Source organism: Streptomyces sp. NPDC001381, assembly GCF_042895685.1.
In the GTDB taxonomy this organism is placed as follows: Bacteria; Actinomycetota; Actinomycetes; order Streptomycetales; family Streptomycetaceae; genus Streptomyces.
In genome coordinates, this window is record NZ_JBIAWO010000007.1 from 46954 (window position 1) to 70092 (window position 23139).

Annotated in this window: 20 protein-coding genes; 5 read left to right on the plus strand and 15 right to left on the minus strand. The window is 73.4% G+C overall.

Annotated features, from left to right (window positions below; genetic code table 11):
• Window positions 1-285: 285 nt before the first annotated feature.
• Window positions 286-1281, minus strand: coding sequence for an RNA polymerase sigma factor RpoD/SigA (locus tag ACFY2L_RS28010; RefSeq protein ID WP_390659155.1), 996 nt, complete (start codon window positions 1279-1281; stop codon window positions 286-288).
• A 212-nt stretch (window positions 1282-1493) separates the two neighbouring features.
• On the opposite strand from ACFY2L_RS28010, the gene ACFY2L_RS28015 reads away from it, so the two are divergent.
• A complete protein-coding gene (locus ACFY2L_RS28015; protein WP_390659156.1) occupies window positions 1494-2012 on the plus strand; it encodes a GNAT family N-acetyltransferase in 519 nt (172 codons plus the stop codon).
• Window positions 2013-2033: 21 nt separating this feature from the next.
• Here the strand turns inward: ACFY2L_RS28015 and ACFY2L_RS28020 are convergent, their stop codons facing one another.
• On the minus strand, window positions 2034-2819 hold the full coding sequence (locus tag ACFY2L_RS28020; RefSeq protein WP_390823777.1) for a dioxygenase: 786 nt from the start codon (window positions 2817-2819) through the stop codon (window positions 2034-2036).
• A gap of 123 nt (window positions 2820-2942) precedes the next feature.
• Here ACFY2L_RS28020 and ACFY2L_RS28025 point away from each other — a divergent pair, with 123 nt between their 5' ends.
• Window positions 2943-3452: a MarR family winged helix-turn-helix transcriptional regulator gene (locus tag ACFY2L_RS28025; RefSeq protein WP_390659158.1), complete on the plus strand. Its 510-nt coding sequence runs from the start codon at window positions 2943-2945 to the stop codon at window positions 3450-3452.
• 19 nt (window positions 3453-3471) lie between these two features.
• Here ACFY2L_RS28025 and ACFY2L_RS28030 read toward each other — a convergent pair whose 3' ends face one another.
• A complete protein-coding gene (locus ACFY2L_RS28030; RefSeq protein WP_390823778.1) occupies window positions 3472-4995 on the minus strand; it encodes an MFS transporter in 1524 nt (507 codons plus the stop codon).
• A 138-nt stretch (window positions 4996-5133) separates the two neighbouring features.
• Window positions 5134-5778, minus strand: a complete 645-nt coding sequence (locus ACFY2L_RS28035; RefSeq protein WP_390823779.1) for a TetR/AcrR family transcriptional regulator — start codon at window positions 5776-5778, stop codon at window positions 5134-5136.
• A 240-nt stretch (window positions 5779-6018) separates the two neighbouring features.
• Here ACFY2L_RS28035 and ACFY2L_RS28040 point away from each other — a divergent pair, with 240 nt between their 5' ends.
• From ACFY2L_RS28040 to ACFY2L_RS28050, 3 genes are all read left to right on the plus strand, one after another.
• Window positions 6019-7326, plus strand: a complete 1308-nt coding sequence (locus ACFY2L_RS28040; protein WP_390823780.1) for a M6 family metalloprotease domain-containing protein — start codon at window positions 6019-6021, stop codon at window positions 7324-7326.
• A gap of 59 nt (window positions 7327-7385) precedes the next feature.
• The gene (locus tag ACFY2L_RS28045; RefSeq protein ID WP_390823781.1) at window positions 7386-8966 is read left to right on the plus strand and encodes a helix-turn-helix domain-containing protein; all 1581 of its coding nucleotides are present in this window, start codon (window positions 7386-7388) and stop codon (window positions 8964-8966) included.
• 188 nt (window positions 8967-9154) lie between these two features.
• Entirely contained in the window at window positions 9155-9760 is a 606-nt protein-coding gene (locus tag ACFY2L_RS28050; RefSeq protein ID WP_390659163.1) for a DNA-binding response regulator, read from the plus strand.
• Window positions 9761-9887: 127 nt separating this feature from the next.
• On the opposite strand, the gene ACFY2L_RS28055 is transcribed toward ACFY2L_RS28050, so the two are convergent.
• From ACFY2L_RS28055 to ACFY2L_RS28105, 11 genes are all read right to left on the minus strand, one after another.
• Complete coding sequence (locus ACFY2L_RS28055) at window positions 9888-11087, minus strand: sensor histidine kinase (protein WP_390659164.1); 1200 nt, start codon at window positions 11085-11087, stop codon at window positions 9888-9890.
• Between the two features lie 137 nt (window positions 11088-11224).
• A complete protein-coding gene (locus ACFY2L_RS28060) occupies window positions 11225-12709 on the minus strand; it encodes a SagB family peptide dehydrogenase (RefSeq protein ID WP_390823782.1) in 1485 nt (494 codons plus the stop codon).
• 37 nt (window positions 12710-12746) lie between these two features.
• Window positions 12747-15056, minus strand: a complete 2310-nt coding sequence (locus ACFY2L_RS28065; protein WP_390823783.1) for a TOMM precursor leader peptide-binding protein — start codon at window positions 15054-15056, stop codon at window positions 12747-12749.
• 48 nt (window positions 15057-15104) lie between these two features.
• Window positions 15105-15257, minus strand: coding sequence for a hypothetical protein (locus tag ACFY2L_RS28070; protein ID WP_390823784.1), 153 nt, complete (start codon window positions 15255-15257; stop codon window positions 15105-15107).
• A gap of 126 nt (window positions 15258-15383) precedes the next feature.
• A complete protein-coding gene (locus tag ACFY2L_RS28075) occupies window positions 15384-16712 on the minus strand; it encodes a sulfate adenylyltransferase subunit 1 (RefSeq protein ID WP_390823785.1) in 1329 nt (442 codons plus the stop codon).
• A gap of 2 nt (window positions 16713-16714) precedes the next feature.
• Entirely contained in the window at window positions 16715-17707 is a 993-nt protein-coding gene (cysD, locus tag ACFY2L_RS28080) for a sulfate adenylyltransferase subunit CysD (protein WP_390659169.1), read from the minus strand.
• On the minus strand, window positions 17704-18216 hold the full coding sequence (gene cysC / locus ACFY2L_RS28085; protein ID WP_390659496.1) for an adenylyl-sulfate kinase: 513 nt from the start codon (window positions 18214-18216) through the stop codon (window positions 17704-17706). The genes cysD and cysC overlap by 4 nt, the downstream gene beginning before the upstream one ends.
• A gap of 98 nt (window positions 18217-18314) precedes the next feature.
• Window positions 18315-20186 (minus strand): M20/M25/M40 family metallo-hydrolase, encoded by a 1872-nt coding sequence (locus ACFY2L_RS28090; protein WP_390823786.1) that lies wholly within the window; start codon window positions 20184-20186, stop codon window positions 18315-18317.
• A gap of 35 nt (window positions 20187-20221) precedes the next feature.
• Window positions 20222-20992, minus strand: coding sequence for an SDR family NAD(P)-dependent oxidoreductase (locus ACFY2L_RS28095; protein WP_390659171.1), 771 nt, complete (start codon window positions 20990-20992; stop codon window positions 20222-20224).
• Entirely contained in the window at window positions 20989-22059 is a 1071-nt protein-coding gene (locus tag ACFY2L_RS28100; protein WP_390823787.1) for a sulfotransferase, read from the minus strand. Before ACFY2L_RS28100 ends, ACFY2L_RS28095 begins: the two co-directional genes overlap by 4 nt.
• Window positions 22060-22098: 39 nt before the next feature.
• Window positions 22099-22989 carry a family 3 encapsulin nanocompartment shell protein gene (locus ACFY2L_RS28105; RefSeq protein WP_390659173.1) on the minus strand — a complete coding sequence of 297 codons (891 nt, stop codon included), beginning with the start codon at window positions 22987-22989 and terminating at the stop codon, window positions 22099-22101.
• Between the last annotated feature and the right edge of the window lie 150 nt (window positions 22990-23139).

The following is a 23139-nucleotide window of genomic DNA, read 5'->3' on the forward strand; positions in this document are numbered from 1 at the left end:
GCGCCGGAGGGCGAGCCGGGCTCCGGCGCCCGGGGGAAGGCGCCGAAGCCCGGCTCGGGGAGAGTCCCGGCGCCGGGGGGATGTGCGTCGGGACGTGGTCCTGGTGAGGGTGCGGACGGTTGCCGCCGAGGGCTTCAGGGCTCCGGCGGCGATGCGAACTCCCGTGCCCTGAAGTCTTGTTCCCCGGTCCTCTGGGTTGAAGCGGCGTCGTGAAGCCATGTTCGCGCGGGGACGCGCCACCCGGCGCACGCGGGCGGACCGGGTGCCGGGTGAGGGTCTGCGGGCCTAGGCGGCCGCCTCGAACCCCGTGTCCCGCGCCAGCTTCTTCAGCTCCAGCAGCGCGTGCTTCTCGATCTGGCGGATGCGTTCGCGGGTCAGGCCGTGCTCCTTGCCGACCTCCGTGAGGGTGCGCTCACGGCCGTCCTCGATGCCGTACCTCATCTTGATGATGGAGGCCGTACGCGGGTCGAGGCGGTCGATCAGGCCGTCGAGTTCCTCGCTGCGCAGCAGCGTCAGCACCGACTGCTCGGGCGACACCGCCGAGGTGTCCTCCAGGAGGTCGCCGAACTGGGTCTCGCCCTCGTCGTCCACCGACATGTTCAGCGAGACCGGGTCACGGGCCCAGTCCAGGACGTCGATGACGCGCTCGGGGGTGGAGCCGAGCTCGGCGGCGATCTCGAGGGGCTCGGGGTCGCGGCCGTGCTCCCGGTTGAACTCGCGCTGGACGCGGCGGATCCGGCCGAGCTCCTCCACCAGGTGGACGGGCAGGCGGATGGTGCGCGACTGGTCGGCGATCGAGCGGGTGATGGCCTGGCGGATCCACCAGGTGGCGTACGTCGAGAACTTGAAGCCCTTGCGGTAGTCGAACTTCTCCACCGCGCGGACCAGGCCGGCGTTGCCCTCCTGGATCAGGTCGAGCAGGGGCAGGCCGCTGCGGGGGTAGCGGCGGGCGACCGCGACGACCAGACGGAGGTTGGAGCGGATGAAGACGTCCTTGGCGCGCTCGCTCTCGGCGACCAGGGCCTCCAGCTCCTCACGGGTGGCGTCCGCCCTGGACTCCTCGTACCCGTCGAGGACCTGTTGCGCGAACACACCCGCCTCGATGATCTGGGACAGCTCGACCTCCTTGGCGGCGTCGAGCAGCGGCGTGCGCGCGATCTCGTCGAGGTACATGCCGACCAGGTCGCGGTCGGCGATCTCGCCGCCATGGGCGCGAACACTGCTTGCCGCGTCGGTCCCGCCGGTGGCGGACTGACGACGGGCGACGGCACGGGTTGCCATGCGTGCTCCCTTGCGATGGTGGGGTCAGCGGGTGGTCCTTGGACGCCGCGCACTCGCTCAGCGTCCCTGGACTGATCCGGGACTCTTCTCGGGTGCCCTGCATCCGATGGAAACAACGACTGGAATCAGGACAGAATTCCCAACCTGCACCCCGATTTTTCTGATCATGCAGTACCCTGTCCGGCCATCGTCAGGCCACACGGGGAGACGCGATGTCGTCGGAACGTACAGAGGTGCAGGTCAGGCCAGGAGTCGAGGGAGACCTCAAGGCACTCACCGACCTCTACAACCACTACGTACGTGAGACGTCCATCACCTTCGATACCGCGGTGTTCACTCCGGAAGAGCGCCGTCCTTGGCTGCTCTCCCACCCTGAAGACGGCCCGTACCGGCTGAAGGTTGCCGTCGACACGGACTCACAGGAGATTCTCGGGTACGCCACATCCAGCCCTTACCGGCCGAAGGCCGCCTACTCGACCTCGGTGGAGGTGACGGTGTACGTCGCCCCGGGCGCCGGCGGCCGCGGCGTCGGAACGCTGCTGTACAAGGCGCTCTTCGAGGCGCTGGCGGGTGAGGACCTCCACCGGGCGTACGCCGGGATCGCACAGCCGAACGAAGCGTCCACGCGGCTGCACGAACGCTTCGGTTTCCGGTACGTCGGCACGTACCGCGAGGTGGGCCGCAAGTTCGGCCGCTACTGGGACGTGGCCTGGTACGAGAAGGACCTGTAGGCCGGCCGCGGCCGCCCCGGGTCAGCCGAACTGCACGGACCGCTTCGCCAGCCCCATCCAGAACCCGTCGATCACCGACTTCTGGGCGTCCAGTTCGCCGGACACCTCGGCGGCGCCCATCGTCACGAAGAGCGGGGCGAAGTGCTCGGTGCGGGGATGGGCGTAGCGGCCGGCCGGGGCCTTGTGGAGGAAGTCGAGCAGGGAGTCCCAGTCGCGGGCCTCCATGGCGCGCCGCCCCCAGTCGTCGAACTCCACGGACCAGGTGGGCACTCCCCCCTGGCGCAGGGCGGCGAGGTTGTGGGTGAAGAAGCCGGAGCCGACGATCAGGACGCCCTCGTCGCGCAGGGGCGCGAGCCTGCGGCCGATCTCCATGAGCCGCACCGGGTCGAGGGTCGGCATCGAGATCTGCAGGACGGGAATGTCGGCGGCCGGGAACATCTCGACCAGGGGCACGTAGGCACCGTGGTCGAGGCCGCGGTCGGGGATGTCCTGGACGGGGATTCCGGGGGCGCGCAGCAGCTTGCGCACGCTCTCGGCGAGCTCCGGCGCGCCGGGGGCGTCGTAGGTCACCCGGTAGTAGTGCTCGGGGAAGCCCCAGAAGTCGTGGACGAGGGGGACGGGGTCGACGGCGCCGAGGGCGAGGGGGGCCTCCTCCCAGTGGGCGGAGACCATGAGGATCGCCTTGGGGCGGGGCAGGCCGGCGGACCAGGCCGCGAGCTGGCCCGGCCAGACCGGGTCGTCGGCGAGCGGCGGGGCGCCGTGGCTGAGATACAGGGCGGGCATGCGCTCCTGAGTGGCGGCGGACATGACGGCGGCTCCCTCCGGAGGCGTTGCCTGAGACGGTGTTGATTGAAATCTAAAACGACGACACCCGTGAGCTTATTCCAGGATGGTTTAATTTTCAAGGAGCCGACCTTTACAGTGGAGTACATGAAGAAGGCACCCGCATCCGCCGAAGAGCCCCGCTGGCTCACCGACGAGGAACAGCGCGTCTGGCGCTCCTACGTGCACGCGAGCATGCTCCTCGAGGACCACATGGACCGGCAGCTCCAGCGGGACGCCGGGATGCCGCACATCTACTACGGCCTTCTGGTCAAGCTCGCCGAGTGCCCGCACCGCCGGCTGCGGATGACCGAGCTGGCCATGCACGCGAAGATCACGCGTTCCCGACTCTCCCACGCCGTCGCCCGGCTGGAGAAGAACGGCTGGGTCCGGCGCGAGGACTGCGCCGACGACAAGCGCGGCCAGTTCGCCGTCCTGACCGACGAGGGCCTGGAGATGCTGCGGCGCGCCGCGCCGGGCCATGTCACCGCCGTCCGCAACGCGGTCTTCGACCGGCTCTCCCCGGAACAGCAGAAGTCCCTCGGCGAGATCATGCAGATCATCGCCGAGGGACTCCAGCCGGACGAAGCGGGTGCCGACCTTCCCTGGCTGCGTTAACCAGCCGACGCTACGCGCGTCAGTGGGCGACCACCGGCACCGGGACGGCGTCCTCGGCGCTCGCGCCCGTCACGGTGCCCATGTCCGGCTTGCCGGCGTTGACGAGCGTCAGGGCGATCACGGCGGCGGCGAACAGGATGCCGACGGCGAACCAGATGGCGCTGGTGTAGCCCTCCACCATGCCCTCCAGCTGGACGAGCTGCTGCTGGGGGCGGGAGGTGGCACCGGCGATGTGGTCCTTGATGTACGACGTGGTCGCGGACGCGGCGATCGTGTTCAGCAGGGCGGTGCCGATCGCGCCGCCCACCTGCTGCGAGGTGTTGACCATCGCGGAGGCGACACCGGCGTCACGCGGCTCCACGCCCAGGGTGGCCAGGGACATCGCCGGCATGAACGCCGTACCCATGCCGAGGCCGAGCAGCAGCATCGCGGGCAGCAGCAGGGCCGCGTACGAGGAGCCGATCTCCAGGCGGGTGAGCAGCAGCATGCCGAGCGCGGCGACCAGGAAGCCCGGGCCCATCAGCAGCCGCGGCGCGACCCGGGTCATCAGCCGGGCGCCGATCTGGGTGGAGCCGGTGATCATGCCCGCGATCATCGGCAGGAACGCGAAGCCGGTCTTGACCGGCGAGTAGCCCTTGACGACCTGCAGGTAGTAGGTCAGGAAGAGGAACAGGCCGAACATCGCGATGATCGCGAGGCCGAGGGAGAGGTAGACACCGCCGCGGTTGCGCTCGGTGATCACGCGCAGCGGCAGCAGCGGGGCCTTGACCCTGGACTCGACGATCACGAAGGCGGCCAGCAGGACGGCGGAGGCGACGAACATGCCGACGGTCAGGGAGTCGCTCCAGCCGTCCGACTCGGCGCGGGTGAAGCCGTAGACCAGGGAGACCAGGCCGAGGGTGGAGAGGATGACGCCCGGGATGTCGAGGGAGGAGCGGTTGCGGCCGCCCTCGGGCTCACGGATGACGAAGTAGGCGCCGGCCGCGGCGACGACCGCGAACGGGATGTTCACGAAGAACGTCCAGCGCCAGTCCAGGTACTCGGTGAGGAAACCGCCGAGGATCAGGCCGACGGCGCCGCCGCCACCGGCGATCGCGCCGTAGATGCCGAACGCCTTGGCTCGCTCCTTGGCGTCGGTGAACATCACCGCGAGCAGGGAGAGCGCGGCGGGCGCGAGGAGTGCGCCGAAGGCGCCCTGGAGCGCGCGGGCGCCGAACATCATCGCCTCGTTGGTGGCCGCGCCGCCGAGCGCGGAGGCCGCGGCGAAGCCGCCGAGGCCGGCGACGAAGGCGCGCTTGCGGCCCCACAGGTCGGCGATCCGGCCGCCGAAGAGCAGCAGTCCGCCGAAGGCGAGGGCGTAGGCGGTGACGATCCACTGCCGGTTGCCGTCGGAGATGCCCAGGTCCTGCTGGGCGGACGGCATCGCGATGTTCACGATGGTGGCGTCGAGGACGACCATCAGCTGGGCTATGGCGATGAACGCCAGTGCCTTCCAGCGGTTGGCGTCCGGGACGCCGGGAGCCTTGACGGCTGTTTCAGACATGGGGATACCCACTTCGGGACTTCGTGACGGAAAAACCAGAAGAAACGGCGTGCCGAGGACGACGGCGTGCTCGGTACGGGTCTGCCTACGGCGGTCGGAGTGAAGGGGCCGGCCGCTCTCTCAAGACGTTCTGATCGCTCAGGCCTGGCGCAGGTCCTCCATGGTCACCGCCGTGCCCGGCAGGACCGAGGGGGCCGGGGCCCGCAGTCCGTCCAGGAACAGCTGGAGGTGGCGGTGGACGAACCGGTCGGCGCTCGGGCAGCCCATGCCCGCCGGGGGGCGGCTGAGCTGGGCCACCGCGATCATCACGTCGCCCACACCGACGTCGGTCCGCATCTGTCCGGCCGCCTTGGCGCGGTCCATGACCTCCTCGATGATCCGCTCGACGCGTTCGCGGGCGGCTTCCAGGTCGGGGTGGTGCTGGTCGAAGGTGCTGGAGACCATCGGGCACAGCGCGCTGATCCGCTCGTCGGCGGAGGCGTGCACGAAGCGCTCCAGTGCCGCGAACGCGTCTCCGGCCTCGGCGAGGGCGGCCTGGCCGGCCAGGACCGTGCGGTCCAGGACCGAGCAGACGACCTCGCGGACCAGGGCGTCGCGGTCGGGGAAGTGGCGGTACACCGTGGCGTTGCCGACGCCGGCCCGGCGGGCGATGTCGTCGAGCGGCACGTCGGGGCCGAGCTCGGTGAACATCTCGCGGGCGGCGGCGACGATCCGCTCCCGGTTGCGCAGGGCGTCGGCGCGGGGCCGGGGTGCCTTGCGCACGGCGGGGGTCGCGGTCTGCACGGCGTCTCCTCCGGATAGCGGTGGGGCGATCCGGGGAAGCTCTCCCCGTTTCGCTCGGACACAGGGCTAAACGGGGAGAGGGTCCCCGGTTATTTCCCGGATCCTGAAGTTTCCTTGTGTGACCTGGGCCACATGCACACGATCGGTCGTTCCCAGCGCGCGCCCGCACCCGTCGCGTCACAGGGTGATCGAGAGGGTGCAGCCGGTGACCGGGCGGCTGCCTGGAGCGAAAGGCCCCGCATGCAGCCCGTGCGCACCGCCCCGGAACCCCTCCGCCGTCGGATACGCCCGCGCCGCGCCGCCGCCCTCGCCTCCGTGACCGCGCTGACCCTCGCGGTCAGCACCTCGGCCGGCACCGGCCGCCTCCCCCCGGACCTCGGTCCGACCCGGGCCGGGGCGGGCCCCGTCTCCCTGGCCCGGTCCTCCACCCTCGCCCCCTGCATGATCAGCGGCGGCTCGACCGTCCAGATGTCCGAAGGGGTCCCGACGCCCAGCGGCTACGCCCGCTCCACCGGGACCGTCCGCGCCCTCACCCTGATGGTCGACTTCCCGGACGCTCCGGGCCGGGGCAGCGCCCTCGACCGCTACCACGAGTTCTTCCCGCAGACCGAGAAGTGGTTCCGCACGGCGTCCTACGGCCGTCTCGACTACCGCTCCGACATCCCGGTCCGGCACTGGCTGCGGATGCCGAAGACGTTCCGGGCGTACGGCATAGAGCGCGGGGCGCCCTTCGACCCCGGCTACCGCGACCTCGTCCGCGACATCGTGGCCGCCGCCGACCCGACCGTGGACTTCCGGGCGTACGACCTGCTGAACGTGCTGGTGACCCCGAACGCGGGGCCCTCCGCACTGGACACGGTCCTGTCGGTGACGTTCGCCGGGAACACGGAGGCGCCGGTCGCCGACGGGGTGGCGGTGGCCAACGCGTCCTTCGTCTACTCCCGTCAGGACGACGGCTCCGGCTCCTACGACCGCACCGGCTACCGCGTCCTGCCGCACGAGAACGGCCATGTCTTCGGGCTGCCCGACCTCTACACCCAGGAGGGCGGGGGCGCGGTCGGGCACTGGGACATCATGAGCGAGGACTGGGGGGCCAACAACGACCTGCTCGGCTGGCACAAGTGGAAGCTGGGCTGGCTGGACGCGGCGCAGATCGCCTGCTCGGCGGTGCGCGGGACGGCGGAGTACGAGCTGACCCCGCTGTGGAAGGCCGGGGGCCCGAAGCTGGTCCTCGTGCCCGTCGACGGCCGCACCGGCTACGCCGTCGAGCTGCGCACCCGCGGCGGCAACGACGAGACGGTGTGCCGGCCGGGCGTCCTCGTCTACAAGGTGGACGCGGGCGTCGACACCGGCATGGGACCGGTGACGGTGTACGACTCCGCCGAGGACAGCGGCGGCTGCACCCGCAGCCCGAACGTCCACGCCGAGCTCTCCGACGCGCCCTTCGCCCCCGGCGAGTCCTTCACGGACGCCGGGCGCGGCATCCGGATCTCGGTGACGGCCGCGGACCTGAAGGGCGTCTACCGGGTGCGGGTCACCCGGCGGTGAGCCGGGGGCCGTGGGCCCGCATTACGGTAGGGCTGCCCAGACCGCCGTACGGAGAACCGATGCCCGCGAAGACGACCACCACCCCCGGCGCCCCCGCGGCCGTTCCCGAGGAGGCCGTCGTGCCGCTGATGCGCGGGGTGGCCGTCCTGCGGGAGCTGACCGGGGCCGGCGGGACGATGCGGCTGAGCGAGCTGGAGCGGGCCACGGGCCTGGCCCGGTCGACCGTGGACCGGGTCACCGCCACCCTGGCCCGCATGGGGTACGTCCGGCTGGAGGGCCGGGACGCCGTGCTGGCCCCGCGCGTGATGGAGCTCGGCAACGCCTATCTGGCCGCCCTGCGGCTGCCGGCGCTGCTGGGCTCGCGGGCGGACGCGCTCGCCGACGAGCTCGACGAGTCGGTGTCCCTGGCCGTCGCCGACCGGGACGGCATCCGCTTCATCCACCAGGCGACCCGGCGCCGCGCGATGTCCCTGAGCTTCCGCATCGGCGATCTGCTGCCCGCCGAACGGACCGCGCCGGGTGCCCTGTTCGCGGCCGGCTGGACGGACGCCGACTGGGCGCGCTGGCGCGCGCGCCGGGCGGCGGACCCGCAGGACCGCGGCTTCCCCGCCGTGCCGGCCGCCCCGCACCGGACCCCGGACGAGGACTTCGTACGACGGGCCGGGCAGGCGGCGGCGGAGGGCTGCGCGCTGGACGACCAGCTGATCGAGCCGGGCCTGGTGGCGGTCTCCGTACCGGTGCGGGACCCGGGGACGGGGCGCGTCGGGTGCGTGGCGAGCGTGGTGAGCCACACGAGCCGGCACGGCGCCGCGGACCTGCGCGACACCCTGCTGCCCCGGCTGCGGGCGGCGGTGGCGGCCATGGAGGAGGACCTGCGGCAGGCGCCGCCGGCGGATCCCGGCCCGCCGTCCGCGGGCCTCGCCCTGTGGACGGGCGCGTCGAAGCAGGAACTGGGCCGGGAGTTCATCGAGTCCCTGGCGCGCGGTCTGACCGTCCTCACCGCGTTCGGGGAGGGCCGCGCCGCACCGACCCTGGCGGAGGTGGCCCGGGCGACCGGGCTGGCGCGGGCGACGGCCCGGCGGGCGCTGATCACGTTCGAGCACCTGGGGCTGGTGGCGCCCGGCGGGCCCGAGCGCACCTTCGCGCTCACCCCGCAGGTGCTCTCCCTCGGCTTCCCGCCCCTGTCCCGTACGACACTCCCCCGCATCGCGACCCCGCACCTCGCGGCGCTCGCGGAACGGGTGAACGAGTCGACGGCCCTGGCGGTCCTCACCGACGAGGGCGACGAGATCCAGTACACGGCCGGGGTGCCCGCGCACCACGTGATGAGCGTGGACGTGACGGTGGGTGCCCGGCGGCCGGCCCGGGTGACGGCGGCGGGGCGGGTGCTGACGGGCGAGTCCGGCGACGGGTTCGCCTTCGTGGACGAGGAGTTGGAGCAGGGGCTGCGGTCGGTCGCGGTGCCGGTGCGGGACCGCGCGGGACGGGTGGTCGCGGCGGTCGGGGTCGCGACGCACGCGGCACGGCGGACCGCCGAGGAGTGCGTGCGCGACCTGCTGCCGGAAGTGGCGGCGACCGCCGCGCTCGTCGAGTCGGATCTGCGGGTGGCCGCCCGGTTCACCCGTGTGCCGCTGTCCTGAACCCGTGGTTTTCGGCCGTACTTGACCAGGACTTGGGTGTAACACCCATCGAGTCCTCCCGCACCGAACGGATTGCCCGCCCGGTCACGGCCTGCTGTGGAAGAGGGCAACAGCCCTGCCCCGTAAGCGCGTTCCCGCGTAAAGTTCACGCCAGATATCGATCATCGCGCTGAAACCGGGGGGAATCAGTGATCCGAGTGCTGCTCGCGGAGGACATGGTCATGCTCCGCCGGGCTCTGGCCTCCCTGTTGGAGCTGGAGACCGACATCGAGGTGGTCGCCGAGACGGGGAACGGCGACCAGGTCCTGCCGCTGGCCCTGGAGCACCGGCCCGACGTGGCGGTGCTCGACATCGACATGCCGGGCATCGACGGCATCGAGGCCGCCGGCCTGCTCCACCAGAAGCTGCCGTCCTGCCGGACGGCGATCCTGACCACGCTCGGCCGGCCCGGCAACCTGCGCCGCGCGCTCGCCGCGCACGCCTGCGGGTTCCTGCTGAAGGACACCGAGCCGGCCCGGCTCGCGGCGGCGATCCGGGAAGTGGCCGCCGGGGGCCGGGTGGTCGACCCCGAGCTGGCGCTCAGCGCCCTGCAGGCCGGGGAGAGTCCGCTCAGCGCCCGGGAGACGGAGGTGCTGCGCCTGGCCGCGCAGGGCGAGGAGGTACCGGCGATCGCCCGCGCCCTGTTCCTGTCCGCCGGCACCGTCCGCAACTACCTGACCGCCGCCGTCACCCGCCTCAACGCCCGCAACCGCATGGACGCCGTCAGGATCGCCCGCGACTCCGGCTGGCTCTGACCGGGGGGACCGCCCCGGCCCCACCACCCCCTGCGGCGCCCGGGGTTGCCCCCGGACCCCGCCGAGCCGCGCGCCGGTCCGGGAGGGCACACCGTGGGCCGCCCGGACCGCGGCGCCCCGGATGACGTCAGGAGCGGCCGGGGGCCGGGTCGGCGGGGAGGCGGGCGGTGGCGTCCTCCTCCGCCTGGGCGGGAAGGGTCACGGCCAGTTCGAACCAGCCGTCGGCGCGTTCGCCGGAGGTCAGCCGGCCGCCGAGGGCCTGCGCCCGGGCCGCCAGGCTGCTCAGGCCGTTGCCGCCGCACCCGGCGCCGCCGGGCACGTCGGCGAAGTGGGCCGAACGCGCGTCCCGCAGACCGTCGTTGGCGATGACCAGACGCACGGAACCGTCCTCCGTGTCCGCCCTGATCACGCACTTCTGGGCCTTGCTGTGCCGCAGGATGTTGGTGACGCCCTCGCGCAGCACGGTGGCCAGCACCGAGTCGACCGCCGGGGACACCTCGCCCGCCGCCACCCGCACCTCGGCGTGGATGCCGACCGCCCGCAACAGCGAGGCGGCCGCCGGGAGTTCCCGGTCCAGGCTCATCCGCAGATAGCTGCCCGCCACCGAGCGCACCTCGGCGGACGCCTGCCGGGCCGCCTGCACGATCTCCGTGATCTCGGTCTCGGCCCGCTCCGGGTCGACCCGCACCAGCCGGTGCACGAGCTCGCACTTGAGGGTGATGGTGGACAGACTGAAGCCGAGCAGGTCGTGCAGGTCACGGGCGAAGCGCACCCGCTCCTGGGCGAGGGTGACCCGCACCAGTTCGTCACGGGCGGCCTGCACCTCGGCGATGAGTCCGGTCAGCCGGCTCAGCCCGTACACCACCAGCCCGGTGAGGACGGTGGCCACCATGTTGTACGCCAGCTCGCCCGCGCCGTAGCCGACCAGGAAGTGCACGGTGCCCGTCGCCACGAGGACCAGGCCGAACGCGGCCCAGGCGAGGGCCGGCCGCAGCACCAGCAGACAGGACGAGCACAGGAAGCCGGGCATGCCCAGCCAGGCCTCGCCGAAGAACGCGAACGGGCCGAAGGTGAGGACCGCCTGCGCGGCCAGGGTGATCCGGTTGTGCCGGGCCCAGCGGGGCGCCCGGGCCGGGAAGGAGTGGCAGAACTGCAGACCGAGCAGCAGCGCCATCAGGACGCAGAACGCCGTGAGGCCCAGCGCCCCCAGACCGCCGCTGGCCGCGTAGGTGAGGGCCACGCCGAAGAAGCAGAGGATGACGACGGTGGTGATGGCGGAGGCCATCCTGGGGGCCAGTTCGACGTTGCTGACCGGTCTTTGACGCATCGGCCCGGCAGACACCAAAGGACGGAACCATCGCACTGAAACCCCCCACTCGAATGCGATTTCGGTCGGGGTACAGCATAGGGTCGCCGCCCTCGATCCCGGCCGGACAAACGACGAGCAGCCATCCACAACAGGCCCTACGCGCCCCCGGGGAACGCCGACACCACGAACTCGCCGACGCCCGGTTCGGCCCGCCAGTCCAGGCCGAAGGCGCGGGCGGCCGTCTCGGTGTCCCCGAAGGCCAGCGCACACGGGCCCAGGCCCATCGCGGTGGCCACCAGGTACAGCGTCTGCTGCAGGGCGCCGACCTCCTTGAGCAGGGCGCTGTAGGCCGTGCCCCGGTAGGCGCCGGCCGTACGCCGGTACCGGGCCGTCATGCTGATCAGCACCGAGGGCTCCTGGCTCAGCCCGGCGTTCCCGGCGGCCTCGGCGAGCAGCTCGTCGACCAGGTCCGGTGCCGTCTCCAGCGGGGACAGCCGGTGGCCGTGCGGGTCGTAGTGGTAGATCCCGCGCTTGAGGTCGCCGCCCCCGCTGACGGTGAGGTACAGCTCCAGCGGGTAGCGCGCGCCGAGGCTCGGGTAGGGCCGCCCGCCGGCCGGGCGTTCGGCGGCGGACCGGTGCAGCAGCTCGCCCAACTGGTCCAGGGAGAGCGGCCGTCCGTCGTCGGGCCGCTCGGAGCGGCGGGCCGCGAGGACCTCGCTCAGCGCGGGTTCGCGCCGCCCGGCCCCGGCGCCCGCGGGCACGGGCACGGGAAGGGGGATGGCGGGGGCCGCGGCGGGAGCGGGTGCGTGGCCGGCCGGGGCCACGGCGATGCCATCGTTGTCGCGGGGGCGGGCGGGGCCGCCCGGGCGCACCGGGTCGCCGTACTCCCCCACCGGTTCGTCGTGCGCGCCGGGCCTGCTGCGCTGGTGGACCAGCAGTTCCCGCGGTGACCAGGAGGCGAGGACGGTGTCCTCGTCCTCGGCGAAGGAGTAGGTGTCCGGGGCGTCCTCGCGCGGGGTGCCCGGGACCAGCATGCCGGCGGCCTCCAGGTAGCCGACGACGAGGGAGGTCTCGGCGACCGGCAGGCCGAGCAGCCGGGACACCTCGCCGACGGCCGTGGGACGGGCGTAGCAGCTGACCAGCCAGCCCGCCTGCGGGGTGTGCAGGACCACGCGGTGGGCGGTGAGCGGGGACTCCGCGATCCAGCCCTCCGGTCCGGCCGTGAGCGTGACGAACCGGGACAGGCGGTGGACGGCGTGCGCGTCGGGGCGGCGCGGCGTGAACCGGGCCCGGCGGGCGATGGGGACGACGGTCACGTGGTCGGTGCCCCCGGCGAGCGCCAGGGTGCGCACCACGACGTGCTGGAGCCGTCCCAGTACGGCGTCCAGCGCGTCGTACTGGGGACGCTCCTCGGCCGGCCCGGTGCCCTCGCTGAAACCGGGCAGCACGTTGTCGAGGGAGACCGGGCCGTACGTCATGCGTTCCAGGGCGCGGCCGACGGCCGGGGTGCGCGCGTCGAGGCGGATCTCCTCCCAGGGGGTGCTGACGACGCCGCCGCCCGGGTCGCCGGGCACGGACCGGAATCCGCAGTCCTCACGCAGCGACCACAGCGGCATCAGGGACGGGGCGGCGGCATTCATCGGCGAGACCTCGGGGAGGACGGGGTGACGGTGTCCGTCACAGGAAGAGCGGGACCGGGTTGAGGTCCTCGTATCGGACGGGGGTGGACCGGCGGCCCAGGCGGACCGGCACGTCGTAGAGGCGGCCCGGGCCGAAGCGGGCCCAGAAGGTGCGCAGTCCGGGCACCACCACCTTGACGACGGGCAGTCCGGTGTCGGGCCGGGTCTGGTCGAGGACGAGGAGTTCGCTGCCGAGCTCGCGCACGATCCGGACGGCGGCGGCCACGTCGTCGGCCAGGTCGGGGCGCGGGGCGTACGGGAAGTCCTCGGGGGTGCGGGCCCGCGCCGTGCCGGGCAGCAGGTAGGGCTGGTTGTCGGTGGTGGCGGTCTGCCACCAGGACAGGACGGCCGGGTCGTCGCAGCTGTAGCCGGTGCCGTCGGGTCTCGCCTGGGCGACCGGGGGGAGCATCTGGTTCAGTTCGGCGACGGCGCGGCGCAGGGCGATGCGGGCGTCGAAGTGCGCGCCGAAGCCGAGGGTGATGTCCTGGGCCGGTTTGTCGGTGCGGGCGGACAGGGCGGCGAAGACCGGGACGCCGAGGTCGCTGGTGAGGTCGAGGACCCACATCCGGCGGCCCAGGCCCCGGTGTTCCTCGCGGGTCCGGCGGACCCAGGGGTCGTCGAAGGCGTCGAGGTCGAGGCCGGGCTGCCGGGTGCGGTTGTACCACCACAGGGCGACCGCGTCGCGTTCGACGAGTTCCAGGAAGCCCTGCACGACGGCGTCCTCGCGGGAGCTGCCGGCCGCCGAACCGTTGGAGGTGGCCGCGAACGGGCCCCTGTCGCCGGGGGCGTTGTAGTAGAGCATCGCGGTGGGCACCAGGCGGTGGCGGCCGCCGGTCAGCGACCACATCGGGGTCCAGTCGACGGGGGCGTCCTCGTCGAAGGGCTCGCAGACGCGGTGCGCCGGGCCGTGCGCGGCGTTCCACCGCTCGCGGCCGGCGTACTGGCGGGGGTGGAACAGCTGCACGGTGTCCGGGTGCACGGCGCGGTCGGCGACGTCCCGGTAGGCGGCCCGTACGGTGGGTTCGTCGCCCTGGAACCAGCCGCTGTGCCGCTCCACGGCCTCGCACAGGGCGCTGACCTTCGCCTGCGTCTCGGTGGTGCCCTTGCCCGAGCTGTGGCTGCGCAGGCCGCCCCGGATCCCGGCGAGACCGGTGGGCGCGGCGGCCGGGTTGTGCCCGGAGTGGAAGCAGTTGAGGAAGCCGGGGCCGCGGCGGTCGCGGCGGATCTCCTTCACCACTCCGGTGAGGTCGTCGACGAGGTGGCCGTACCGCTCCAGCATCTGTTCCGGGGACAGCGAGCGCTCGCCGGTGCCGGTCCCGGTCTTGGGCCGGGACGCGATCACGAAGGGGGCGTCGACCTGGCGCTCCATCAGGCCCGGGTCGCCGCAGGAAGGGCACTGGGGGCGGCGGCGCACGGGGTGGTGACGGCTGGTCAGGTCGAGGGGGTTGAGGGCCCACAGCGCGGACTGGCCCGGGTGGCGCTGTCCGGCCAGCCACTTCACGGCCTCCAGGCAGGCCAGGTGCAGACCGGCCGCGCGGCCGGCGGCGAGGGCGGAGGGCGGGGTGCGGACCGGGCGGCCGAGGGCCTCGCCCAGGAAGGCCTCGGCGGGGCGGTTGCGGCGCAGCGGCTCGGCGAGGCAGTGCCAGCAGGCGCCGCCGTCCGGGCGGAACACCGGCCCGATCCAGGGCTGTTCGCCGGTCAGACGGACCAGCAGCCAGGGGGTTCCGGTGGCGCGGTAGCGGACGTCCAGGGCCGCGAGACCGGGGTCGAGGTAGCTGTCGCAGAGGACGACGGCGAGACCGGGGGGTTCGGTGTCGTGGCCGGGCCGGTGCAGGCGCAGTCCGTCGGCGGTGAGCGCGGCGGTCATGTCGGCGACGGCCTCTCGGGCGTGCGTGCCGACCGAGGCGATCGTGACGGTGGCGCCGGCGGTGCGGCGGGCGGCGGCGGGGCCGTCCATGCCCGCGAGTTCCCAGAAGGCCTCGTCGCCGCGGGTGCCGGCGGCCGGCGGCCGGTGGGTGAGCAGTCCTGAGTCGAGGAGCTCGCCGACGATCCGGCGCACCTGCGCCGGGAACAGTCCGGCCGGCGTCTCCTCGGCGAGCTGGTCCAGGGTGCGGGTGCCGTCGAGGAGCGGGGCGAGTTCGGTGACGCCGGCGCCGCGCAGCACGGTCACGCCGCGTTCGGACACCAGGAACACCCCCTCCCCCGGCACCACTTCGGCCGTCAGATGGTGCTTGAAGGCCAGTCCGGGTCGTGCGCTGTGCTGTGTGGTCGCTGCCGTGTGCTCGGTCACTGCCGTGTGCTTCGTCACTGCCGTTCCCCCCAATTCCCCCTGATCGGCTGCGGTCTGCGCGGCGGGTCACTCGGCGAGCGCGGAGGCCTCCGTCCAGCAGATGCAGGTGCCCGGCTGGAACGGCTCGGCGGCCAGCGCGGCGAGGTCCTCGATGACGAGGCCGTCGGCGGCGGGGGCGTCGGCGGTGGGGAACACGTTGGTGGCGGCGTTGAGGTTCATGTCGGCCCTTTCCTCGCGGTGGGTGTTCTCTCTCGGTGAGGAGAAGTCTTCCGGGGCGGGGGCAGGGCCGACAGTGCCGGTGTCACCGGCTCGACATGACGTTTTCATGATCATCCAGGGCGGGTCTCACACCCCTTCCGTGCCGTCGGGGGCGTCCGCCATGCCCGCGGTGAGCGTGCTGCCGTCGTCCGGGTCGATGAGCAGGAACGATCCGGTGCGGCGCAGCGCGGCGTAGCCGTCGACGGCGACGGGCTCGGCGGTGCGCACCACGATCCGGCCGATGTCGTTGACGTCGAGCGTGCCGGGCCCGGGGCGTTCGGTCAGGTCGTGCAGGTCGAGCCGGGAGCCGATCTCCTCGACCACCGCCCGCACGGTCCGGGTGGCGTGCCGCAGCAGGACCCGCCGGCCCGCCCGCAGCGGCTGGTCGGTGAGGTGGCATGCCGTGGCGTGCAGCCGGCGCGTGGTGCGGGGCGGTGCGTCGGCCGCGGCCAGCAGGTCGCCCCGGGCGATGTCGATGTCGTCGGCGAGCCGGACCGTCACCGACTGCGGCGCCCAGGCGGCCCGGGCGGGCCCCGCCGGGGTGTCGATGGCCTCGACGACACTGGCCCGGCCGGACGGCAGCACGGTGACCGGGTCGCCGACCCGCAGCAGCCCGGAGGCCAGCTGGCCCGCGTAGCCGCGGTAGTCGGGGTGGCCCGGGGTCTGCGGGCGGATGACGTACTGGACGGGCAGGCGGGCCGGTTCGGTGCGCGGGTCGGTGCCGGTGGGCACGGTCTCCAGGTGTTCCAGGACGGTGGGCCCGGCGTACCAGTCCATCCGGTCGGAGGGGCGTACGACGTTGTCGCCGTCCAGCGCCGAGACGGGGACGGCGGTCACCCGGGGCACGCCGAGGGCGGTGGCACAGGCGGCGAACTCGGCGGCGATGTCCGCGAAGACCCGCTCCGAACAGCCCACCAGGTCCATCTTGTTGACGACGAGCGTCACCTGCGGGATGCGCAGCAGCGCCGCCACGGCGAGATGGCGGCGGGTCTGCTCGACGATCCCGTGCCGGGCGTCGACCAGGACCAGCGCGAGGTCGGCGGTGGAGGCGCCGGTGACCATGTTGCGGGTGTACTGCACATGGCCGGGGGTGTCGGCGAGGATGAACCGGCGCCGGTTGGTGGCGAAGTAGCGGTAGGCCACGTCGATGGTGATGCCCTGTTCCCGTTCGGCGCGCAGGCCGTCGGTGAGCAGCGCCAGGTCGGGCGCGTCCTGGCCGCGCGCGAGCGACGCGGCCTCCACGGCGGCCAGCTGGTCCGACAGGACCGACTTGGAGTCGTGCAGCAGCCGTCCCACGAGGGTGGACTTGCCGTCGTCGACGGAACCGGCGGTGGCGAAGCGCAGGGTGGCGGCGGCGTCCGTGCCGCCCTGGGTGTCCCCGGTGTCCCGGGTGGTCGTGCCGGTGGTGGTCTGCATGGCTAGAAGTAGCCCTCCCTCTTGCGGTCTTCCATGGCGGCCTCGGAGAGCTTGTCGTCGGCGCGGGTGGCGCCCCGCTCGGTGAGCCGGGAGGCGGCGATCTCCTCGATCACCGCGGCGACGGTGCCGGCGTCCGACTCGACGGCGCCGGTGCAGGACATGTCCCCCACGGTGCGGTAGCGGACCCGCCTGCGCTGGAGACGTTCGCCGGGGCGCGGGCCGCCCCAGTCGCCCGGTGCCAGCCACATGCCGCCGCGGGCGAACACCTCGCGCTCGTGGGCGTAGTAGATCGAGGGCAGTTCGATGTCCTCGCGCTGGATGTACTGCCACACGTCGAGCTCGGTCCAGTTGGACAGCGGGAAGACGCGGACGTGTTCGCCGGGGGCGTGCCGGCCGTTGTAGAGGGACCACAGTTCGGGGCGCTGGCGGCGCGGGTCCCAGGCGCCGAACTCGTCGCGCAGCGAGAACACCCGTTCCTTGGCGCGGGCCTTCTCCTCGTCGCGCCGGCCCCCGCCGAAGACGGCGTCGTAACGCCCGGTGGTGATGGCGTCGAGCAGCGGAACGGTCTGCAGGGGGTTGCGGGTGCCGTCGGGGCGCTCGCGCAGCCGGCCGTCGTCGATGAAGTCCTGGACACGGGCGACGTGCAGGCGCAGCCGGTGACGGGCGACCACGCGGTCCCGGTGGTCGAGGACCTCGGGGAAGTTGTGGCCGGTGTCGACGTGCAGCAGGGAGAAGGGGAGCGCGGCGGGCGCGAACGCCTTCAGCGCCAGGTGCAGCATGACGATGGAGTCCTTGCCGCCGGAGAACAGCAGCACGGGCCGCTCGAACTCGCCCGCCACCTCACGGAAGATGTGCAGGGCCTCCGACTCCACGGTGTCGAGGTGGGAGAGGGCGTAGGGGTGCGCGGCGGCCGGTCCGGCGGCGGGCGCGGGGGCCGCGGGGGCGGCCGTCGCGGGGGTCTCCGTGAGCGGGGCGGTCGTGGTGGGGGTGGTCATGCCAGGCCCCTTTCGGCGAGCAGGGCGAGCAGCGCGGCCACCGAGCCGTCCACGGACTCGGTGTGCGAGTCGATGCGCAGATCGGGGGCCAGGGGTGCCTCGTACGGGTCGTCGACGCCGGTCAGTCCGCTGATCTCGCCGGCGGCCCGGCGCGCGTACAGGCCCTTCACGTCGCGTACGGAGCACACCTCGACGGGGGCCGCGACATGCACCTCCAGGTAGGGGGTGCGGCTGCCGCGGTGCAGGTCGCGGACCACGGCGCGGGAGTCGGCGTACGGGGCGATGACCGGGACCAGGGCGAGGACGCCGTTGCGGGCGAGGACATGGGCGACGTGGCCGATGCGGGCCACGTTGCGGTGGCGGTCCTCGCGGGAGAAGCCGAGGCCGTCGGAGAGCGTCCGGCGCAGTTCGTCGCCGTCGAGCACCTCGGCGCGGCGGCCCGCGGCGCGCAGGACGTCGGCGGTGGCCCGGGCGACGGTGGTCTTGCCGGAGCTGGGCAGTCCGGTCAGCCAGACGGTCGCGCCGGGGTAGCAGGTGCAGTACGGGGAGGCGGTGGGGTCGTGCGCCGGGGCGACGAGGCCGGGCCCGGGGGCCGTGGTCTGCAGGGTCACATCGTGCTCCATTCTCGGACGGCGGCGGTCAGCAGACGCCGGGCCTGCCGGAACTCGGCCGCGGACAGGTGCTCGGCGGGGGTGTGGTCGAGGCTCGCGTCGCCGGGGCCGTAGGCGACCATGGGGACGCCGTGCCAGGTCGTGGCGAGCGTGTTCATGTCGCTGCTGCCCTTCTTCATCAGATAGCGGGGCCTCGACTCCTCGGTGCGGAAGGCACGTTGGAAGGCCTTCACCAGGGAGCTGGTGCGCGGGGTGGCCACGCCGGGCGTGGCGCGCAGCACGTCGAGGCGTACCGGTTCGGACACGGCGGCGCGCAGCGCGGCCAGCAGCGTCTCGACGGCGTGCCCCGGCGGCAGCCGTACGTCGACCACGGCCTCACCGGACTGCACGTCGCCCTCGTTGAGGGCGCGCACACCGAGCGTCGCGGTGAGCGCGTCGGGGGCGGTGGCGGCGACAGCGGCGCGTACGGCGGTGAGCGCCTCCACCAGCCGGTCACCGGCCGTGCGGACGCCTTCGCCGGCGGTGTGTCCGACGCACTCCCGGGTGTGCAGCCGGACCTTGACCAGGCCGTAGTAGCCGAGGGTGAGGGCGGACGCCCCGCTGGGCTCGCCCACGATCACCGCGTCGGCCGGGTAGCTGTCGCGGACGTGGAAGGCACCGGCCGCGGTGATCTCCTCCTCGACGGCGCCGACCACCCGCACCTCGACGCCCTCCGGCGGGTCGTAGGCGGCGAGGGTCTCCAGGAACGCCACCAGGCTCCCCTTGGCGTCGACCGAGCCGCGCCCGGAGAGGGTCTCGCCGTCCCAGCGCACCGGCCACCGGTAGGGCACGGTGTCGAGGTGGCCGAGCATCATCAGCCGGCGCTCGCCCGCGCCCTTGGTGGCCACCAGGTTGCCGACGGCGTCGATCTCGCTCTTGATGCCCTTCTCCGCGCACCACTCGGCGAGGAGGACGGCGAGTTCCCGTTCGTCGCGGGAGACGGAGGACACCTGGACGCTCCGCGAGAGCAGGGTCAGGTCGGAAGCCGGCTCGGTGGCCGCCCAGAACCGGGTGGAGCCGGTCGCGGACAGGGTGTGCGGGCCGGTGATCGCGGTGTCGGAGGGGCCGTCGATGGCGATCTCGGCGGCCCGCACCTTCTGCCGCATCCGGCCCCGCGCGTACCGCCCGCCGTCGCCCCGGCCCAGGTGGCGCAGGGTGCTGGTCGGGTCGGCGGGGTCGGCGAGCAGTCCGGCCGTTCCGGTCACCAGACGCAGATGGTCGGCGTTCAGGGCGCGGGCCAGGGTGGCGGCGAGGACGTCGGCGTCGACGTTGAGCGGAGTGCCGCCGTCGGTGTCGGCGACGGGCGGGGAGAGGCACACCACGTCGAAGGCGTCGAGCAGCGCGGTGACACGGGGCGCGTCCACGGCGTGCACGGTGCCGGCGCGGTGGTCGCGGACCACGCGCAGCCGGTCGCCGTCCCGTACCCGCAGCGGGCCGTTGGCCCTGGCCGTCACCAGCGAGCCGGTCCGGGCCACCGAGGCGAACACGGACAGCCCGCGCCGGGTGAGCTCCTCCTCCACGAGCGGGAGGGTGACCTCCTCGTACGCGGCGACGATGTGCCGCATCTCCTCCGGCGGGCAGTAGCGGATCTCGTCGCCGCCGCGGGAGAGGAGGGTGCGGATCTCGCGGCCGGTGCGGCGGTAGTGCTCGGCGATGCCGGCGGCGCCCCCGGCGACGAGGAGCACCCGCGCGCCGCGGGCGCGCAGGGCGAGGAGTTCGTCGAAGACCCGGCCGTGGGCCAGGGTGGCGCTGCCCAGCTTGACGACGTAGAGCGCCGGCCGGCGGGCGCTGGCGACTTCTCCCAGGGGTGGTGCGGTTCCCGGGGGCATGTGCGTACTCCTTCGGGTGTCGGGTGCGTCGGATCTCAGCCGATGCCGCGGGTGTTGCCGCCGTCGGCCACCAGCACGCCGCCGGTGACGAAGGAGGCCTGTTCGCTGGCGAGGAAGGCGACCAGGGCGCCCAGGTCCTCGGCGCGGCCGATCCGGCCGAGCGGGATCCGGGCGGCGACCTCGGCGAGCCGTTCCTCGACACGGTCGCCGTACTGGACGTCGAGGATCGGGGTGCGGTGGAAGCCGGGCGCCAGGACGTTGACGGTGACGCCCGCCGGGCCGAAGGCCTCGACGAGTCCCTTGGCGAAACCGAGGACGCCGAGCCGGGCGACCGAGGACAGCCCGCTGCCCGGGTGGGGCTGGCGCACCGACTCGGAGGTGATCATGACGATCCGGCCCCAGCCGGCCTCCCGCAGGTACGGCGCGGCGGCCAGGGACAGCGAAACGTGCGGCAGCAGGTTGTCGTTCACCGCCTCGCGGTACTGGGCGACCTCGAAGTCCTGTACGGGGCCGAAGGGCACCCCGCCCGAGTTGGTGACCAGGACGTGCAGCGCGCCGAACTCCTCGGCGGTCCGCCGCACCCAGCCGGCGGCCTCGTGCTCGTCGCGCAGGTCCACCACGCCGCTGAACACCCGGCCGGGGCCACTGGCGTCCACCTCCTTGTGGGCGGCGGCGAGCCGGCCGGGGTCACGGCCGCAGATCGACACGTCGGCCCCCTCGGCGGCGAGCACCTTGGCGACCGCGAGTCCGATGCCGCTGCTGGAGGCGGCGACGAGGGCGGCCCGCCCGGACAGTCCGAGGTTCACCAGAGCTCACCCGGCCACAGGGGACGGACCACGGTGGCCCGGCGGGCGGCGGTGTGCGACGGGGCGTCGGCCGGGCCGGGCGCCCCGGCGCGGTCCGTGGCCGGGGACGGTGTGCCGGCGGAGGGGCCGCCTGCGGAGGGCCGGCCGGGGACCGCCGGATAGCCGTACCGGCCGAGCAGCGGCAGGGCCGGCACGGTCGCGGCGGCGATGTCGGCGGCGGACAGGGCGGTGCGCCAGCGCTCGTCGGGGCGGATCCGGGTCACCCCGCGCCGCAGCCGGTCGGGGTTGCCGGTGACGGTGTGGTTGACGCCGAGGGTGACCCGGCCGAAGGCGTCGACCGGGACCTCGTCGTCCAGACCGGCGAACCGCAGCACCTGGGCGACGGTCTCCCGGGGCCGGCTGGACAGGTCCTCGTGCCGGATCCGCAGGTAGCGCTCCGGCGCTTCCCGGCCGACGAGTTCGGAGGCGAGGTTGAAGGCGGTCCAGTAGCCGCTGGAGCGGGCCGGGGACATCGGGTCGATGTACTCCTTGGCGCTGCGGTAGGACAGGGCGGTGGCCCGCGGGTCGCGCACGATGTGCAGCACCTTGACGTCGAGGTCGCCCCGGCCGAGCAGGGCCGCGGCCTCCGCCGGGCACTTGGAGCCGTCCACCACCATGCGGTCGGCGCCGTGGGCGGCCATCCGCCGGTAGACGGCGGCCGACTGGTCGAGCAGCTCGGCGACGCCCGCGTCGACGGGCCGCACACCGCGTGCCCCGGCGAGCCGGTCCCGGGTGTGCCGGGTGCGCATCAGCGCGCGCTGCAGGGCGAGCATCCGGTGCGCGGTGGCCCGCGTGTTCCCGGCGGGCAGGGCGTCCAGCGCCTCGGCCCACAGCGGGCACGCGGTCAGCGGCTGCCCGCAGCCGCAGCTGGAGTTGGTGCCGGCGCCGAGGACACCGTTCTTCCACAGGAAGTGCAGCTCACCGATGTGCCGCACACCGGGCAGCTCGTTGAGGACGTTACCGAGCAGCGTGCTGCCGCTGCGCATCCATCCGGTGATGTAGAGGACCCGGACAGGGGGGCCGGACATGGGGTTCCCTTCGTCGGCGGGTGGGCGGACCGGGCGGGATCAGCCGCGGCTCAGCAGGAGGAAGTGCTGGGGGAGGTGGACGGCGAGGCCGACGCGGGTGGTGGCCTCGACGACGTCGGAGCCGTCCGGGCCCTGGCCGCGCAGCAGGGCGAGCGAGGCGACGTCGGGGACGAGGAGCGTGACCGCGGCGCGGAAGTCGCCGAGCAGGATCTGGTCGCGCGGGATCATGCGGGTGCGGGAGACGGTGATGCCGGCCGCGCCGAGCTGCCCGAGGACGCCGGCGTGCACCAGCTCCCAGTAGGTGAAGGGGTGGACGACGATGCCGTCGCAGGAACCGCCGGTCTCCTCCACCTCCGCGGCCGCCGCGGTGATCGCCGCGTACACGTCGTCGCCCAGGGCGCCCCGGCGGATGCCCGGCAGGTCGAGCAGGCCGGTGATGGCCTTGTCGTCGCTGCCGTGCAGCAGGGTCTGGTTCTCCACCACCGACAGCCGGACCAGGACCCGGTAGTCGACGAACGAGGCCAGCAGCGACGGCTCGTCGAGGAGCCCGTCGGGCAGCGGCACCCGCACCGTCAGGTCGGTCAGCTCGGCGTGCTCCACGCGGGAGGTGAAGGAGCCCTCGGGGGTGGTCCGGTAGGAGGTGCCGGAGGCGGCGAGACGCGTGGCCGGCTCGTGCACGTACGGCACCGGGGCGTCGGCGACCGACGCGGTCTTCAGCAGGTGCCGGACGGCGTACCGCGGGCGGGTCGCGAACAGCGGGAACACCGCCGGGAGATGTGCGCGGAACGGTACGACACGGTCCTCGCCGGCCGCGGCCCCGCGCACCGACCAGGCGAACTCCTCGCCCGGGCTGCGCTCGGCCAGACCGGGATCGGCGAGCTGTATCCGTACGCCCTGCGTCACTGCTGAAGAGGCGGTGGCTGCCAGCATGTCTTCTCCCTGAGTAGCTCTCGAAGGGCCTTGGTTACGGATTGACAGTAGGCTTCCCGAAAGCATTGCGGGGAGAAATTCAACACCTGTTTTTTATGGCCTGAATAAGGCACGGTGATTCCCGGTCTCCCACCCCTTCGGGAGATCTGC